The 15,117-nt window shown below is 70.3% G+C and carries 15 protein-coding genes; 9 read left to right on the forward strand and 6 right to left on the reverse strand.

Annotated features, from left to right (window positions below; genetic code table 11):
* Nucleotides 1-21: 21 nt before the first annotated feature.
* Both HMPREF0321_RS00635 and HMPREF0321_RS14515 read right to left on the reverse strand, forming a co-directional pair.
* Nucleotides 22-324, reverse strand: coding sequence for an MGMT family protein (locus tag HMPREF0321_RS00635; protein ID WP_006943419.1), 303 nt, complete (start codon nt 322-324; stop codon nt 22-24).
* A gap of 7 nt (nt 325-331) precedes the next feature.
* Nucleotides 332-1,645, reverse strand: a complete 1,314-nt coding sequence (locus tag HMPREF0321_RS14515) for a HesA/MoeB/ThiF family protein (protein WP_006943444.1) — start codon at nt 1,643-1,645, stop codon at nt 332-334.
* Between the two features lie 91 nt (nt 1,646-1,736).
* Here HMPREF0321_RS14515 and HMPREF0321_RS00645 point away from each other — a divergent pair, with 91 nt between their 5' ends.
* The 3 genes from HMPREF0321_RS00645 (at nt 1,737) to HMPREF0321_RS00655 (ending at nt 3,185) form a co-directional block, all read left to right on the forward strand.
* Nucleotides 1,737-2,372: a TetR/AcrR family transcriptional regulator gene (locus HMPREF0321_RS00645; RefSeq protein WP_040014195.1), complete on the forward strand. Its 636-nt coding sequence runs from the start codon at nt 1,737-1,739 to the stop codon at nt 2,370-2,372.
* Between the two features lie 140 nt (nt 2,373-2,512).
* A complete protein-coding gene (locus HMPREF0321_RS00650) occupies nt 2,513-2,734 on the forward strand; it encodes a DUF3107 domain-containing protein (RefSeq protein ID WP_006943432.1) in 222 nt (73 codons plus the stop codon).
* A 184-nt stretch (nt 2,735-2,918) separates the two neighbouring features.
* The gene (locus HMPREF0321_RS00655; protein WP_006943429.1) at nt 2,919-3,185 is read left to right on the forward strand and encodes a GlsB/YeaQ/YmgE family stress response membrane protein; all 267 of its coding nucleotides are present in this window, start codon (nt 2,919-2,921) and stop codon (nt 3,183-3,185) included.
* Between the two features lie 97 nt (nt 3,186-3,282).
* On the opposite strand, the gene HMPREF0321_RS00660 is transcribed toward HMPREF0321_RS00655, so the two are convergent.
* Nucleotides 3,283-3,990 carry a ferritin-like fold-containing protein gene (locus HMPREF0321_RS00660; protein WP_040014196.1) on the reverse strand — a complete coding sequence of 236 codons (708 nt, stop codon included), beginning with the start codon at nt 3,988-3,990 and terminating at the stop codon, nt 3,283-3,285.
* A 228-nt stretch (nt 3,991-4,218) separates the two neighbouring features.
* On the opposite strand from HMPREF0321_RS00660, the gene HMPREF0321_RS00665 reads away from it, so the two are divergent.
* Nucleotides 4,219-5,832 carry a DEAD/DEAH box helicase gene (locus HMPREF0321_RS00665; RefSeq protein WP_006943420.1) on the forward strand — a complete coding sequence of 538 codons (1,614 nt, stop codon included), beginning with the start codon at nt 4,219-4,221 and terminating at the stop codon, nt 5,830-5,832.
* A gap of 150 nt (nt 5,833-5,982) precedes the next feature.
* Complete coding sequence (locus HMPREF0321_RS00670) at nt 5,983-7,467, forward strand: AI-2E family transporter (protein WP_006943440.1); 1,485 nt, start codon at nt 5,983-5,985, stop codon at nt 7,465-7,467.
* Between the two features lie 148 nt (nt 7,468-7,615).
* On the opposite strand, the gene HMPREF0321_RS00675 is transcribed toward HMPREF0321_RS00670, so the two are convergent.
* On the reverse strand, nt 7,616-8,464 hold the full coding sequence (locus tag HMPREF0321_RS00675) for a PHP domain-containing protein (protein ID WP_006943435.1): 849 nt from the start codon (nt 8,462-8,464) through the stop codon (nt 7,616-7,618).
* Between HMPREF0321_RS00675 and HMPREF0321_RS00680 the strand changes: the two genes are divergently transcribed.
* Both HMPREF0321_RS00680 and HMPREF0321_RS00685 read left to right on the forward strand, forming a co-directional pair.
* Nucleotides 8,463-8,984, forward strand: a complete 522-nt coding sequence (locus tag HMPREF0321_RS00680; RefSeq protein WP_143181232.1) for a hypothetical protein — start codon at nt 8,463-8,465, stop codon at nt 8,982-8,984. The two genes, HMPREF0321_RS00675 and HMPREF0321_RS00680, sit on opposite strands and share 2 nt — an antisense overlap.
* Before the next feature lie 28 nt (nt 8,985-9,012).
* Nucleotides 9,013-9,873, forward strand: coding sequence for a DUF1795 domain-containing protein (locus HMPREF0321_RS00685; protein ID WP_139023503.1), 861 nt, complete (start codon nt 9,013-9,015; stop codon nt 9,871-9,873).
* Between the two features lie 15 nt (nt 9,874-9,888).
* On the opposite strand, the gene HMPREF0321_RS00690 is transcribed toward HMPREF0321_RS00685, so the two are convergent.
* Nucleotides 9,889-11,490, reverse strand: coding sequence for a threonine/serine exporter family protein (locus tag HMPREF0321_RS00690; protein ID WP_006943428.1), 1,602 nt, complete (start codon nt 11,488-11,490; stop codon nt 9,889-9,891).
* A 114-nt stretch (nt 11,491-11,604) separates the two neighbouring features.
* On the opposite strand from HMPREF0321_RS00690, the gene HMPREF0321_RS00695 reads away from it, so the two are divergent.
* Entirely contained in the window at nt 11,605-13,098 is a 1,494-nt protein-coding gene (locus HMPREF0321_RS00695; protein ID WP_040014199.1) for an aminopeptidase P family protein, read from the forward strand.
* A 400-nt stretch (nt 13,099-13,498) separates the two neighbouring features.
* On the opposite strand, the gene HMPREF0321_RS00700 is transcribed toward HMPREF0321_RS00695, so the two are convergent.
* Nucleotides 13,499-14,200 carry a L,D-transpeptidase family protein gene (locus HMPREF0321_RS00700; RefSeq protein ID WP_006943417.1) on the reverse strand — a complete coding sequence of 234 codons (702 nt, stop codon included), beginning with the start codon at nt 14,198-14,200 and terminating at the stop codon, nt 13,499-13,501.
* Nucleotides 14,201-14,546: 346 nt separating this feature from the next.
* Here HMPREF0321_RS00700 and HMPREF0321_RS00705 point away from each other — a divergent pair.
* Nucleotides 14,547-15,117, forward strand: a 571-nt coding sequence (locus tag HMPREF0321_RS00705) for a hypothetical protein (protein WP_006943422.1), incomplete at its 3' end; no start/stop codon positions are given.

The following is a 15,117-nucleotide window of genomic DNA, read 5'->3' on the forward strand; positions in this document are numbered from 1 at the left end:
GAATTTTTCGTCACCCACCCGTCAGAACGGAGGCACCCAACCAGCCCGACGCAGGTCGACTCCCTCAGCTCGCGTCGGCGTCCCCTCCGCCTCGTACTGCTCGAACGCCTGCGCCCTCAGCGCCTCCGGCAACAGCCCCCGCGCGTTCGTCACCCGCCACCACGGCCACCCCGGCCGACCGTCCGCGAGGATGCGCCCCACCTGACGTGCGCCCGTGCCGACGACCGCGGCGACGGCACCGTACGTCGTCACGCGCCCCGGCGGCACGTCGGCGACGACCTCGGCGACCGATTCGCTCAGTTCGTCGCGCGCCCCGCCCGTCATGCCGGCCTCATGACGCCGCCGCCAGGCCCCCACGCACACTCAGGATGCGACCCGAGCGCCTCGACGATCCATCAGCCGCCGCATCATCGCCCGGCGTCACATCCTGACCAGAGGCCGCCTCCCGGCCCGACGCAGCAGCATGCTCTATCGCACTCGCACTCGCACCCAGCACCCCCGCGGCCGCACGCGAACGCGCACCGCGCGCACAGACGAGCACGACGTCGCGCTCCCCCACCCGCGCGTGCACGGACGCTCGCGTCGTCTCGTTCCAGCCGCCGGCCCAGGGTTCGACGAACGTCTCGTCGGCGCCCACCGTCATCCATGGGGGCAACGGCGCCGCCTCGACCTCATCGGGATTGCGCACGTCGACGAGGACGAACCCCGCGTCCGGCCACTCCTGCGGCCCGATCTCGGCCACCGCGCCTGACGCCGCCGCGCGCCCGTCGGCCCCAGGGCCACCCGCCGCACCGAGACCACCAAAACCACCAGATCCACCGAAATCAGCGAACCCTGGAGGCGCATCCACCCCCTCGAGGCCGGCAACCCCCTCGAAGTACCCCGCTTCGAGCCCACAGACGCCACACTCGGGGTCGCGCGCGACGGGCAGCGTCGCCATCGTCGCGCCGAGGGCGTCGTACAACCGGATCGCATCGCGCGCCGGAGCGCCGATGCCGGAGCACAGCTTGATCACCTCGACGGCCTGCATCGCGCCGAGCACGCCCGGCAGCACGCCGAGCACCCCCGCCTCCTCGCACGTCGCGAGCCCGGCGACGGCCTGCGGATCGGGGAAGACGCACCGATAGCACGGCCCGACTGCGGGCTCGACGACGCCGAACTGCCCTGCATACTGCGCGATCGACGCCCACACGAGCGGTACGCCGAGCAGCACGCAGGCGTCGTTGAGCACGTAGCGAGCCTCGATGCTGTCGGTGCAGTCGACGACGACGTCGACCTCGGCGACGAGTTCGAGCGCCCGCGTCACGCTGAGGCGCTCGGGCAGCGCACTCACCTCGACACCACTGTTCTGCGCCGCGACGGCGCGCTGCACCGACGTCACCTTCGCCGTGCCGATCGCGGCTTCGGTGTGGATGAGCTGACGCGGCAGGTTGGAGATCTCCACGACGTCCGGATCCATGACGACGAGGTGCCCGACGCCGCAGCCGGCGAGCGAGGAGATGACGGGTGAGCCGAGCCCGCCGGCGCCCACGACGAGCACCCGCGCCGCTGCCAACCGTCGCTGCCCGGTCACCCCGAAGCCGGCCAGCGAGTGGTGGCGCGCGTATCGTCGGGCGCCGGGATCGTCGGGCCGGGCGTCTCGCACAGGCACCTCATTCCGTGACCGGGCCACCGAGATGGCCCATGGGCGATAAAGTCGCACCCAGCTTATGACCGACGAGCAAGGAGCCTCATCCATGACCCACGTGGACGATTCGACCAAACGCGGACGCCTCCCCCGATCGGCGCGGCGAGCCCAACTCATGGAGGCGGCGCAGTCCGTCTTCGTCGAATCCGGCTACCACAGTGCGGCGATGGACGAGATCGCGGAGCGCGCCCACGTCAGCAAGCCGGTGCTCTACCAGCACTTTCCCGGCAAGCTCGACCTGTACCTGGCGCTGCTCGAGCAGCACACGCGTGAGGTGCCGCTCCTCGTGCGCGAGGCCATCGAGTCGACGTCCGACAACAGCCAGCGCGTCGCCGCGGCGATCGGCGCGTTCTTCGCCTTCGTCGAGCGCGAGGACGCGGGTTTCCGCCTCGTCTTCGAATCGGATCTGACGAACGAGCCCGCCGTCAGCGAGAAGGTCGAACGCATGCTGACGGAGACCGCGGCCGAGGTCGCCAAGGTCGTGCAGGAGGACACGGAGCTTCCGACGGAGCAGGCGACGCTCGTCGCCGTCGCCCTCGTCGGCATGTCGCAGGTCGTCGCGCGCTACTGGATCACGACGGGTTCGCCGATCCCCCGCGAGGAGGCCGCGCGCATCGTCGGTCTGCTGGGCTGGCGCGGCCTCGGCGGGTTCCCGAAGACCGGCGGGGATGAAATCGAGCGCTGAGGCGTTGCACCCATACGACGGGTGAGTCGCGTGGCTTCTCACCCCCTGGGATGATTCCGGCGTCGCCGATGGGGCACGCTGATCTCACCCACACGTCCACCACTGATCGCGTTCCGCACGCGACGAGAAGGAGGAGAACCATGGAGGTTCGAATCGGCGTCCAGAACGTCGCCCGCGAGGTCGTCATCGACTCGCACGAGAACGCCGACGCGGTGCGCGAGCACGTGCGCGCGGCTCTCGACAGCGGCACCCCGCTCACGCTGAGTGACGAGCGCGGCCACAGCGTCACCGTGCCGGCTTCCGCCATCGGCTACGTCGACATCGCGGCGGAGCAGAAGGGCCGCGTCGGCTTCGGCGGCTGACGTTCACCCGAAGCGGTCACGGGCGTTCACCCCAAAGGGGTGAACGCCCGCCGTCGCGTAACGAAGGAATAACGCATCTAGCACCTCGCCGGTCTCGATGGTTGAAATGCGACCGCCGATTGGCTTAGGTGGAGACAAACGTTGGGACATACCGGAGCCCAGCCGAACTCATAGGAGACTCACCATGGGCATCATCAGCTCGATCATCGGCGGCCTCATCATCGGCGCCCTCGCCCGCCTGTTCCTCAAGGGCGACCAGAACATGGGGATCATCATGACGATCATCCTCGGCATCGTCGGCTCCGCCCTCGGCTCCTGGCTGACCACCCAGTTCGGCTACAAGAACTCCAACGGCGGCTTCGAGATCATCCCCTTCATCGTGGGCATCATCTGCGCGATGGTTCTCATCACCATCTACCTCACGCTGGTGGGTCGAAAGAACCGCGTCTGATCCGTCGCTCGCGCAGCTCCGCTGCGCAGGTGAAGAAGCCCGGCCCCTCCTGGGGCCGGGCTTCTGCGTTTCCGCGATCAGGTCAGAGGTCAGGCGCTCACGCCGTGAGCCCCAAGGCCTCCATGCGGCGCGTGTGATTCGACGTCAGTCGCTCGAACATGCGCGTCAGCTCGGCGAGGTCCGCGCCGACGCCGGAGCCGTCGTCGACGAGCAGGGCCGTCAGCCCGTCGTGGGTCGCCGCGACGCGCTGAGCCTGACTGAGGGCCTCACCGACGAGGCGGCGCCCCCACAGTGCGAGACGCGAACCCACTCGCGGGTCGGCCGCGATGGCGTCGCTGAGCACGCTCATGATGAACGCGTCCTGCTCATCGCTGTCGACGGCACGCTCGACGAGCGAACGCGTCTCGGGGTCGACGTAGCGCGCGATCTCCGAATAGAAATCCGTTGCGATCGCGGCGCCGGCGTAGGCCTTCATGAGGCCCTCGTACCAATCGGCGGGCGGCGTACGACGGTGCCATTCATCGATGGCGGCCGTGAACGGCTGCATCGAGTCCTCGGGCTCGACGCCGAGGTCGCGCAGACGGCCGGCGAGCTGCTCGTAGTGGTCGAAGTCGCCGCGCGCCATGCGCGCGAGCGCCAGCTTGTGGTCGAGGCGCGGGGCGCGAGCGGCGTCCGCCACCGTCGCGAAGGCGCCGGAGAGCTCGCCGTAGGCGATGACGCTCAGCAGGTCGATCACCCCCGCCCGGTACGTCTCGTCCTCGATCGTGCGTGAAGGGCTCGGATCAGGCGTCACAGGCTCGCTCATGCAGCGATCGTAGCGTGGCGTCGAACAGGTGTGGCGCGCGTGGGTAGACTCGAGATGACCACGGGTGACCGATCGGCCCCTCCCGGCACGTGCGGGCGTCATACGACAGACGCCCACTCCCGCCGCCCACCTCCGCACGCGAGGCCGCGCGGCGCGCAGACCTCCGATCGGCTCTCATCATCCCCGGCGCGGCCTCCGAGGCCCCGGGGCGACACAGGAAGCACGATCGTGATCAACGACAACCAGCCCACGGCTGCCGAGCTCGACTCCGCCGGCATCACCTCCATCGAGGCCGAAGCGGCCCCTGAGCCCATCGCCGAGCAGACATTCGCCGACTTCGGCATCCACCCCGACATCGTCGCCGCCCTCGAAGAGAAGGGGATCGTCCATCCCTTCCCCATCCAGGCGATGACGCTGCCCGTCGCGCTCTCGGGGCACGACATCATCGGCCAGGCGCGCACCGGCACCGGCAAGACCCTGGGCTTCGGAGTGCCGCTGCTCAGCCGCGTCACCGCGCCGGGTGAGACGTCGAAGGCCGCCGTCCCCGCGCCCGAGGGCAAGCCGCAGGCGATGGTCGTCGTCCCGACGCGCGAGCTCGCCGTCCAGGTCGCCTCCGACCTCGAGGCCGCCGCGAAGAAGCGCGGCATCCGCATCGCGCAGATCTACGGCGGTCGCGCGTTCGAGCCGCAGGTCGAGCGCCTCGAGAAAGGTGTCGAGGTCATCGTCGGCACGCCGGGTCGCATCATCGACCTCGCGACGCGTGGTCACCTCGACCTGGCGTACGTCGGCTGCCTCGTGCTCGACGAGGCCGACGAGATGCTCGACCTGGGCTTTCTGCCCGACGTCGAGAAGATCCTCGCAATGACGCCGGGTGGGCGTCAGACGATGCTGTTCTCCGCGACGATGCCGGGCGCCGTCGTCACCCTCGCGCGTCGTTACATGACGCAGCCGACGCACATCCGCGCCATGCAGGACGACGCGAGCGAGGCCGAGACGGCCTCCAACATCGAGCAGTTCGTCTACCGCGCGCACGCGATGGACAAGGTCGAGATGCTCGCCCGCATCCTGCAGGCGAAGGACCGCGGCCTGACGATCATCTTCAGCCGCACCAAGCGCACGGCCGCCAAGGTCTCCGACGAGCTCATCTCGCGCGGCTTCGCGGCCGCTCCGCTGCACGGCGACCTCGGCCAGGGCGCCCGAGAGCAGGCGCTGCGTGCGTTCCGTTCGGGCAAGGTCGACGTCCTCGTCGCGACCGACGTCGCCGCGCGCGGCATCGACGTCGAGGACGTCACGCACGTCATCAACTACCAGTGCCCGGAGGACGAGAAGACGTACGTCCACCGCATCGGCCGCACCGGCCGCGCGGGCAAGACGGGCATCGCCGTCACCCTCGTCGACTGGGACGACCTGCACCGCTGGGCGCTCATCAACAAGGCCCTCGACCTCGGCATCCCCGAACCCGAGGAGACGTACTCCAGCTCCGAGCACCTGTTCGAGGATCTCGAGATCCCCGCGAACGCGACCGGCAGCCTGCCCAAGTCGGCGCGCACCCGCCAAGGCCTCGACGCCGAGCGCGTCGAAGATCTTGGAGAGACGGGGCGAGGCGACTCGCATCAGCGCGGCGAGCGTCGTCCGCGCCGTGACGACGAGCGCGGCCGATCGGGGGGACGAGGCGGGCGCTCCGGTGGTCGCGGCGGCGAACGTCAGGCCTCGGGTGGCTCGAGCGAGCGTCGCCCGCGCCGTGACGCCGCGAGCACCGAGGGCTCCGGCGGTTCGTCGCAGCCGCGCCGACGTCGCCGTCGCACCCGCGGTGGCGCGGGTGAGACGTCTGCCGCCGACTGACGCACCCTCCCGGCGCGAGGCGCCCGGCGCCGTCCGCACTCGTTCAGACGTGACGCGGGCGAGCACCGGGCGCCTCGCGCCGCATTCGCGCCTGTGTCATCACTCTCAGTACGCTTCACGACAAATGACCGTTGATCGGAAAGGGCACCCATGCCTGCCTCACCTCCGGACCCGGCCCTGACGCCGCCCGCGGCCGATGACTCGACGCCGCTACCGGCCGATTCCGCCTCGCCTCCGTCCACCCCGCCCGAAGAGCGCGACGAGCTGACGCTCGACGCACGCAACCGCGATGCCCGCGTCGAGAAGCAGGACCCGCACGAGCCCGAGTCACGGGCGTCCGAGGACCGCTCGCGCATCATCTCGGACGGTTTCGCCTCGTTCGCGCGCTGGTCGTTGCGGATCAGCATCATCATCGTCACGTTCTATCTCGTGTGGCGAGCGCTCACACCGTTCTGGGTCATCATCCTGCCGCTGATCCTCGGTCTCTTCATCACGACCGTCCTGTGGCCGCCTGCCGCCTGGTTGCGTCGCCGCGGCGTGCGCCCCGCCCTGGCGGCGCTCTCGAGCGTGCTCGGCGGATTGCTCGTCGTCGGTGGCATCATCGCCGCGATCGTCCCGACCGTCGCAGCCGAGGCGCCCGAGCTGGCACGCAAGTCGATGGAGGGCGTCTCCCAGATCCAACGCTGGTTGCAGGGCCCGCCGTTGAAGATCCCGGCGACCCAGATCGACAACGCAGTCAACGTGATCAACGAGAAGCTCAAGACGTCGGGCGATGCCATCGCCTCGGGCGTCTTCAGCGGCGTGACGACGGTCGGCAGCATCCTCGTCACCCTCGTCCTCAGCCTCATCCTCGCGTTCTTCTTCATCAAGGACGGGGACCGCTTCCTACCGTGGGTGCGGCTCGTCACGGGTGAGCGCACCGGCGCTCACGTCACCGAGGTGTTCACCCGCGCGTGGCAGACCCTGTCCGGGTTCATCCGCACCCAGGCGATCGTCTCGGCCATCGACTCGGTCTGCATCGGCATCGGTCTCATCGCATGCGGTGTGCCGCTGGCCCTGCCGCTGTGCGTCATCACGTTCTTCGGCGGGTTCATCCCGATCGTCGGTGCGACGGTCGCCGGCGCACTCGCCGTCCTCGTCGCGCTGGTGACGAAGGGGGTGACGACAGCGATCATCGTCCTCGTCATCATCATCCTCGTGCAGCAGCTCGAGGGGCACATCCTGCAGCCGCTGCTGCAGAGCCGCTCGATGTCGTTGCACCCTGTCCTCGTGCTGCTCGGCATCGCGGCCGGCTCCGAGGACCATGGCGTCATCGGCGGTTTCCTCGCCGTCCCCGTCGTCGCGACGCTGGCGGTGCTGTTCCGCTACATCGGTGAACAGGTGGACCTGCGCTCCGGCACCGTCACCGTCGCCGACCTCGAGTACCGCACCGATCGAGGACGCATCGCGGCGCTGCGCACCGAGCGCCTCCGCCGCCTCGGCGAATGGGGCGCACGCGAGACCGATGAGGAGAAGGCTTCGCGCGAGGCCGTCGCGGACGGCGACGGCGACGCTCTCGCCGCCTCGACCACGAAGCAGCCCACGCATGGCCTGGGAGCCGTCGTGAGTGCGTTGCGTTCGCGCCTCAAACGCTGAGGGGAAGATGATCGGGTGCCCGGGTTCGAGCCGGGGCGACCTCGATCAGGCATCCGTCGACGACGCCTCCGGCGCCGGGGTGAGCAGGGCTCGCTCCGGCGCCGCCGTCATGCCCGCCGGACGCCCGGCACCCGCCGTCAGCACCGCGTCAGCGCCCGCGCACGACTCCCACGTCACTCGTCGCGAGCGCGACGAGGCGTTCGTACTGGTCGGGCTCGGTCATGTTCTCCCCCAGGTGATTCGGCTTGCCGTCGCCGTGGTAATCGCTCGAGCCGGTGACGAGCAGATCGTGCGTCCGCGCGAGGTCGCGGGCGTGGCGCACCTGCTCGGGCGTGTGGTCGCGGTGGTGGGCCTCGAGGCCGAGCAACCCGGCGTCGATCATCTCCTCGATGACGGCGTCGTCGACGACGCGTCCACGGACGTCCGCGAAGGGGTGCGCCATGACGGGCACCCCGCCGGCCGCGCGCACGAGGGTGACGGCGCGCACCGGGTCGATGGCGTAGTGACCGACGTGGTAGGGGCCCGAATTGCTCAACAGGTGCTCGAAGGCGGTGCTGCGATCGGGCACGACGCCGTTCGCGACGAGCGCATCGGCGATGTGGGGGCGCCCGATCGTCGCGTCCGGCCCCGCCTGCGCGAGCACCTGCTCGTACGTGATCGGCACGTCGCGTCCGAGCCGCTCGACCATGCGCTCGGCGCGCGTCACCCGCGACTCGCGGGCACGTTCCATCTCGTCGAACAGCTCTCCCTCGGGGGCCGGAAGGTAGGCGAGCAGGTGGATGCTGATGCCGCGATGGCGGCAGGAGATCTCGATGCCCCGTACGACGTCGATGCCGACGCGGCGCGCGGCGTCGGCGGCGTCGTCCCACCCGCGGGTCGTGTCGTGGTCGGTGAGCGCGACGACGTCGAGCCCCGCCTCCGATGCCTCCGCGACGACGTCGGCGGGACTCGTCGTGCCGTCGCTGCGGTTCGAGTGGGTGTGCAGGTCGATACGCATGGGTGACAGGTTAGTGTTGCTGCCCGTGAGGGCAGGCATGGGTGAGCACGCGCCGCGTCCGGTGCGGCGGGCCGTTGCCTGCATGATGGCCGGTGCGCTCGTGCAGGCCGTCTCGACGCTCGTCGCATGGCTCGATCGTGACGGCACCCGCGCTCAGACGGCGCGGCTCGCGCACGAGTTCCAGCGGCGCACCCTGCCCGCCGGTGAGTTGGAGCGGGCGACGGATCAGGCCCGCTGGTTCGGTCTCGTCACGGGCGCATTCTGCGTCGTGCTGTGGTTACTCGTGGCGCGCCTGTGTCTGCGCGGTCGCGCCTCCGGGCGCACGTGCGCGACCGTCCTCGCCATCGTCTACACCTTCACCTTCCTGCTGTCCGGCGTGCGCTCGTTCGGCCCCGGCGCCCTCATCGGTGCGGTGACGATGACGCTCGGCCTCGCGACCGTCTACCTGCTGTGGCGTCGCCCGGTGACGCCGTGGTTGTCATCACAGGGCGCTGCCCGCGCCGCGCGCCGCACACGCTGAGACCGCTCGCGTCGCTAGGGTTTCGACCATGGTGAAGCAGGGCCCCCTCGATATGACCCCGCGAGCGCGCCGCCGCTCGCTCCGGCGGGCCGCTCGCGGCGTCGCAGCGCTCGTCACGGCCACCGGCTTCGTCGCGTTGAGTGCGTGCAGCTCGGGAGCCGACCCCAAGGACGTCTCGGCGACCCAGACCCCGTTCAGCGCGAGCTCCTCGGCGACGACGGCGTCGTCCAACCCGAGTGCCATCACCTCCCCCAGCCCCGGGTCCGTCGTCAGCTCGGACGGCGCGTTCAACTTCGTCGTGCCGGCTGGGTGGAATCTCACGTCCCAGCCGAAATCGGTCGCCTACCTGTCGTCGTCGACTCTCGCGCACGACGTCGCGCCCACGATCGTCGTCGCGCGTTCTAGCGTCACGCCTGCGCCCGAGCTGGCGGGCACGCTGCGCCGGGCGTCGCTGCAGGCCAAGCAGAGCGGCGCATCGGTGGCCGCCCTGCCCGACCGCACCGTCGGCGGTGAGAAGGCCGTCGGCTTCACGGCGACCTCGACGGAGAAGAACGTCGACCTCAAGCGCAGCTACGTGATGCTCGCGCACGACAAGGTGCTGTACTCCGTCACCCTGACCGGCGCGAAGGCTGACGCCGCCCGCGACGAGTCGGCGTTGACGGCGCTGCTCGCCAGCTGGTCGTGGACCAAGAAGGGCGACGCCGGCTCGACGGCCAGTGGCACGACTCCGGCGGCGGTACCGACGACGAGCGTCGCGCCGTCGTCGTCGGGCGCATCGTCGTCGGGTGCGTCCTCGGCGCCGGCCTCGTCATCCGCAGCATCGAAGCGCGCCCAGAGCTGGGGCACCGCCCGCCCGCCCAGCGCAACCGCCTCGAGCACGGCCCGCTGACGCACTCCGCGCCGCTCAGGCGGCGGTGTCGTTCGTCGTCTCGCTGACGGTTCGTCGCACGACGCGCGCGGTGAGCGAGTCGGCGCCCGCGCTGACCTGACGGCCGAGCAGCGTGCCGAGCGACACCCCGACTGACAGCGTGAGGCCCATGAGGACGGCGTTGAGCAGAGTGGTCTGCCACAGGGTGTTCTCGCCCTCGGTGATGAACATCATGATGCCCCGGTAGACCGCCTGCCCCGGCAGCAAGGGCACGATGCCCGCGGTGATCAGTGCGATGCTCGGCACGTGCACCCGTGTCCCCACGAATGGTGCCAGCGCCCCGACGACGAGGGCCGCACCTCCTGCGGCGACGGGCTCGCTGGTGCCGACACCCCACATGAGCGTCCCGAACAGCAGCCACGAGAATCCGCCGGTGAGAACGGCGGCGAGCACGGTGCGCGGAGCGCAGTACGCGGAGACGGCGAAGGCACCGGCGATGAGTGCGGCTGCCACGATCTGGGTGAGAACAGAGCCGGCGAAGCTGCTGGAGCGTTCGACGATGACGAGGTCGACGCCGAAGCGCTGGGCGATGCTCAGGACGAGCAGCACGCCCGCGACGACGCCGCCGGTGAGCAGGACGACCTCATAGGTGCGCGCGCCGGCGGTCAGGTAGAAGCCGTCGAGTGTGTCCTGCGCAGCCGTCACGACGCTCATGCCTGCGAGGAGCACGACGACGCTGGAGGCGACGACCAGGGAGGGTCTCACCTGTCCGAGCCACATGATCGTCTCCGCGTGTTGGTGGACGACGAGCAGGCCGACGGCGATAGCCGTCGCGAACATCGCACCGAGCATCTGCCCGAAGAACGCGGAGACACCGGCGCGCGCGACGGCGTACTGGATGCGGTCGACGACCGCCGTGGACAGCCCGGCGACGAGGACCATGGCCGTGCTGCCGCCGAGCAGCATCGCGACGCCTGCTCCCATGAGCGCCCACGCGATGGTGATGACGCCGCGGCGGTACACGTGCGGTTGCTCGAGGATGCGTTCGAGGGTGTAGAGGTTGTCGTCGATCTCGCCCGGGTCGTCGGGGTCGCGGGCGATGTCGCGCACGAGGGCGTGCAACGCCTCGAGCCGCGAGTAGTCGGTGCCGAAGTGCGCGATGATGCGCATGACGGTGATCGGGTCGCGGTGCACGCCGCGATGCATCGAGATCGTGACGGACGTGTAGGTGATGTCGACGTGCGCGCCCTGGAGCCCGTAGGCGCGCCCGACGCGCAGCAGCGACGCGGTGGTGTCGGCCACGGATGCGCCGGTGACGAGCATCGCCTCTCCGAGGCGGAGGCAGAAGTCGATGACGGCGCGCGTGTGCCACTCGGAGACGCGGTCGTTGGTGCCGCGCACCGAGATCGGCTTCGTCGGCGGCCCGCTCGGACGGATGACGGACATCGCCCGACCGCGCACCCGCGTCGCGCCGGTACGTGGCATCCGCGGGGCGCTCGTCGTGGCCGCGGCGGGTTTCGTGGGGTGGGCCTGCACAGGGCGGCTCTCGGGGCTGCTCGGCGCGGCACGACGCGGCGCCGGCAACGGGGTCGCCGACGGCGGTGTCGGGGTGGCCTGGGGGCCGTCGGGATTCACCATGTCGCGCCTGCACCTCGTCTCGTCACTTCTGTCGGCCCAGCCATTGTGGGGGATGCGGCGAACTGGGCGCACACCGTCCGCCACATGTCGGGGGCCGGGGTGCAGAATGGACGGGTGAGTGAGAAGCAGCAGACAGCAGAGCACCGCAGCCGCCCGGGTGGGGCGGCCTTCCGAGAGTTCGTCGCCTCCGGGTGGGCGCCGCGCGGCACCGAGCCGACGCCCCGCGCCGAGGTCGCCGACCTGACGCCCGCGCGACGCGAGGCCCTCTCGGCGGCCTTCGAGGGGGCCCGTCTCGTCGTGCCCGCCGGCGGGTTGAAGGTGCGCAGCAACGATTGTGACTACGTGTTCCGCCCGCACACCGCGTTCGCGTGGCTGACGGGTCTCGGCGCGGACCGCGAGCCGGACGCCGTCTTCGTCCTGGAGCCGCTGGCCGAGGGCGGGCACGAGGCGCAGATCTTCTTCCGCCCGCTCGCCGGGCGCGACACCGAGGAGTTCTTCGGTGACAGCCGCTACGGCGAGTTCTGGGTCGGTGCGCGACCGACGCTCGAGGACATGGCGAACGAGCTCGGCATCACCGCTCGTCACATCGATGAGTTCCCCGACGCTGCGGCCAAGGACGCGGGCGCGACGGAGGTGCTCGTCGTACGTGACGCTGACGTCGACGTCACGGCGCAGGTCGAGCAGATCCGCGCCCACCTCGACGAGGCCACCGCCGAGAAGGCGCAGGAGCGCGATCTGGAGCTCGGCCGGTGGCTGTCGACGGCGCGGTTGACGAAGGATGCGTGGGAGGTCGGCCAGATGCGCGAGGCGTGCGACGCGACCGCGCGCGGGTTCGAGGCCGTCGTCGCCGATCTGCCGGAGGCGGTGCGTCGCGGGCGCGGTGAGCGCTGGGTCGAGGGTGTCTTCGGCCTGCATGCACGCCATGCGGGCAACGGCGTCGGCTACGACTCGATCTGTGCGAGCGGTGATCACGCGAATACGTTGCACTGGATCAAGAACACGGGCGACGTCAAGGACGGCGACCTCATCCTCGTCGACGCGGGCGTCGAGGTCGACTCGCTGTTCACCGCTGACGTGACGCGCACCCTGCCCGTCAACGGCACGTACTCCCCTGCGCAGCGTGAGGTGTACGAGGCGGTGCTCGCGGCGCAGGAGGCTGGGCTCGCGGCGGCGAAGCCGGGCGCGAAGTTCTCGGACGTGCATGCCGCGACGATCCGCGTCATCGCGGAGCGTTTGCACGGCTGGGGTCTGCTGCCTGACGGCGTCGACGTCGAGGCGACGCTCGACCCGGAGAACGGCCAGTTCCACCGTCGGTGGATGGTGCACGGTACGAGCCACCACCTCGGCCTCGACGTCCACGACTGCGCCCTTGCGCGCAAGGAGGACTACATGGACGCCGAGTTGAAGCCGGGCATGATCATCACGATCGAGCCGGGCCTGTACTTCAAGGCGGACGACGAGTTGGTGCCGGATCGTTTCCGCGGCGTCGGTGTGCGTATCGAGGACGACATCCTCATCACGGAGGACGGCAACGAGAACCTGTCGGCGTCGCTGCCGCGCGACCCCGACGACGTCGAGGCCTGGATGCGCGACGTCTGGAGCCGGTGAATCGTCCTCACGCTGATCCGGCGGGCAGATGACGAGGGCTTGCGGGCTCGCCCTCGTCATCTGCCCGCTCGGTGCGACACCGCGCGGGCGTCCAGCTCGAAAAAGGAACTGATCTGGGCAGGCGACCTGCGGCGCGGCTAGAGCTGCCGGGCGCCCGACGGTGTGCGGCCGCGATGCCGCAGAGCGCGACATCACGAGGCACCGGCCCCGCCGGTGAACACCATCGACGCGGACGCCGAAACGCCCGCATCCGCCGAGTTCTCGACCGAGCCTGCGAGGTCGAGAACGAGAAGCGGGTGCGGGCGTTTCGGCCCGAACGGCCGGCGCACCGAGCGAACACGACGGCCGGGGCGCATGCGCCCCGGCCGACGGTGAGCCGGAAGCCGGCCCGTGAGAGGAATCAGTACACGCTGACGGCTTCGCCGATGTAGAGCAGCTTGGAGCCGATGAGGAAGTCCTGTGCGGCGCAGGACATGCGGCAGCAACCGTGGGAGGCGGGGTAGGCCGGGATGTCGTTGGAGCCGTGCAGGGCGATGCCGCCGTTGAAGTAGAACGGGCGGTAGAGGCCACCGAGGGCGCCGTAGTCCCAGCCGGAGGTGACGGAGCGGTACGTCTTGTATTCACCGGAGGGCGTGACGGCCTTGATGCGTCGGCCGTAGTAGGTGAAGGTCTGGCCGTTGCCGGTCGAGGTGTTGAAGATGTACTTGACGGAGCCGCCGCGCACGACCATGACGATCTGGCGGCTCTTGTCTACCTCGATGCGGTTGCCGCCGCGACGGCTGCTTGGACGGACGCCGCGGTTCAGCGCATCCCATGAGCGGGCGCCGACGACGCCGTCGCGGGCGAGGCCTGCGACCTTCTGCACGGCGAGGACTGCCTGCTTGGTCTGGGCGCCGAAGGCGCCGTCGGGGTTGCCGCACCAATAGCCGAGGGCGTTGAGGCGCTTCTGGAGGGTGGTGACGGCGCTGCCCTTGCTGCCGGTCTGCAGGACGGGGTTCGCGGCGGACGCCGTGCCCGAGCCGATGAGGCCGACGACGGCGAGCGTGCCGGTGGCGCCGGCGCCGGTGACGATGGCGCGACGGCTGATTTCGTGGTGCTGCATGGCACTTTCCCTTCGATCGAGATCGTGGTGAGCGATCTGGGCTCTGGCGCGGCCCGTGTACGTCTGGGACGCGCGCCGGCCGATCTCGGTTTCCCCCCCGGCTCGTCGTGAGTCGTGCAGAATCCGTACCGGTTCACCGATTCCTCATCATGCCAGAGGTCGTGGTAATGGGGGCGGGCTCGACGGCGGCGTCCTGCGCCGCGCAGCGCAGCTGCCGACGGGCGGGTGGGGATCGTTCTCCGCGTCGTTGCAGGGGTGCGACGCAGTCTCACAAGAGCTGCGGGCCTCGGCTCACGGCGATTCGCGCCCGTCGTTCGCAACGAAATCGTGATGAAACAATGAGGGTATGACTGCCGCGAAGCCTGCCACCGACCGTCTTGTCACCGAGGCCCTCGCCAAGTCGGGGTTGCTGTGGATCACCTCGCCTGCCGGCTCGGCGCCGGTCTGGCACGTCCACCTCGCCGGGGTCGCGTACACGGTGAGCGGCCCGGGCGAGCAGTTCTCCCCCGAGCACCTCGGCCGCGTCGAGGTGGTGGCGCGTTCGAAGGAGTCCCGCGCTCGCCTCGTCTCCTTCGAGGCGGACGCCGACGTCATCACGCCCGAGGACGAGGTGTGGGAGGTCGCGACATTCGCCCTCAAGGCCGGGCGGCTCAACGCGCCGGCCCACGACATCGTCGCGCGCTGGGCGCAGGAGTGCCGTGTCACGCGCTTCACCCCCGACCTGGCGACGGTGGTGCTGCGCGGTGAGCGCCTTGATGCGCCGGCGCAAGATGACGCAGAGACCTCGGCCACTGCGGAGGCGGAGGAGACCACGTCCCGGCCGGCGCCGGCAGCAGCGAGAGCGGCGTCCGGGTCGAGAGCGACGCCCGCGAAGAATGCCGCGGCAGGTGCCTCCCCGGAGGCGCAGACGAGCCCCG

The sequence above is a fragment of the Dermacoccus sp. Ellin185 genome (genome assembly GCF_000152185.1).
Lineage (GTDB): Bacteria > Actinomycetota > Actinomycetes > Actinomycetales > Dermatophilaceae > Dermacoccus > Dermacoccus nishinomiyaensis.

Coding starts and splice junctions, on each gene's coding strand:
- HMPREF0321_RS00635 (WP_006943419.1), bottom strand. CDS start 324: ATGACGGGCGGGGCGCGCGACGAACTGAGCGAATCGGTCGCCGAGGTC.
- HMPREF0321_RS00645 (WP_040014195.1), top strand. CDS start 1,737: ATGACCCACGTGGACGATTCGACCAAACGCGGACGCCTCCCCCGATCG.
- HMPREF0321_RS00650 (WP_006943432.1), top strand. CDS start 2,513: ATGGAGGTTCGAATCGGCGTCCAGAACGTCGCCCGCGAGGTCGTCATC.
- HMPREF0321_RS00655 (WP_006943429.1), top strand. CDS start 2,919: ATGGGCATCATCAGCTCGATCATCGGCGGCCTCATCATCGGCGCCCTC.
- HMPREF0321_RS00660 (WP_040014196.1), bottom strand. CDS start 3,990: ATGAGCGAGCCTGTGACGCCTGATCCGAGCCCTTCACGCACGATCGAG.
- HMPREF0321_RS00670 (WP_006943440.1), top strand. CDS start 5,983: ATGCCTGCCTCACCTCCGGACCCGGCCCTGACGCCGCCCGCGGCCGAT.
- HMPREF0321_RS00680 (WP_143181232.1), top strand. CDS start 8,463: ATGGGTGACAGGTTAGTGTTGCTGCCCGTGAGGGCAGGCATGGGTGAG.
- HMPREF0321_RS00675 (WP_006943435.1), bottom strand. CDS start 8,464: ATGCGTATCGACCTGCACACCCACTCGAACCGCAGCGACGGCACGACG.
- HMPREF0321_RS00685 (WP_139023503.1), top strand. CDS start 9,013: ATGGTGAAGCAGGGCCCCCTCGATATGACCCCGCGAGCGCGCCGCCGC.
- HMPREF0321_RS00690 (WP_006943428.1), bottom strand. CDS start 11,490: ATGGTGAATCCCGACGGCCCCCAGGCCACCCCGACACCGCCGTCGGCG.
- HMPREF0321_RS00700 (WP_006943417.1), bottom strand. CDS start 14,200: ATGCAGCACCACGAAATCAGCCGTCGCGCCATCGTCACCGGCGCCGGC.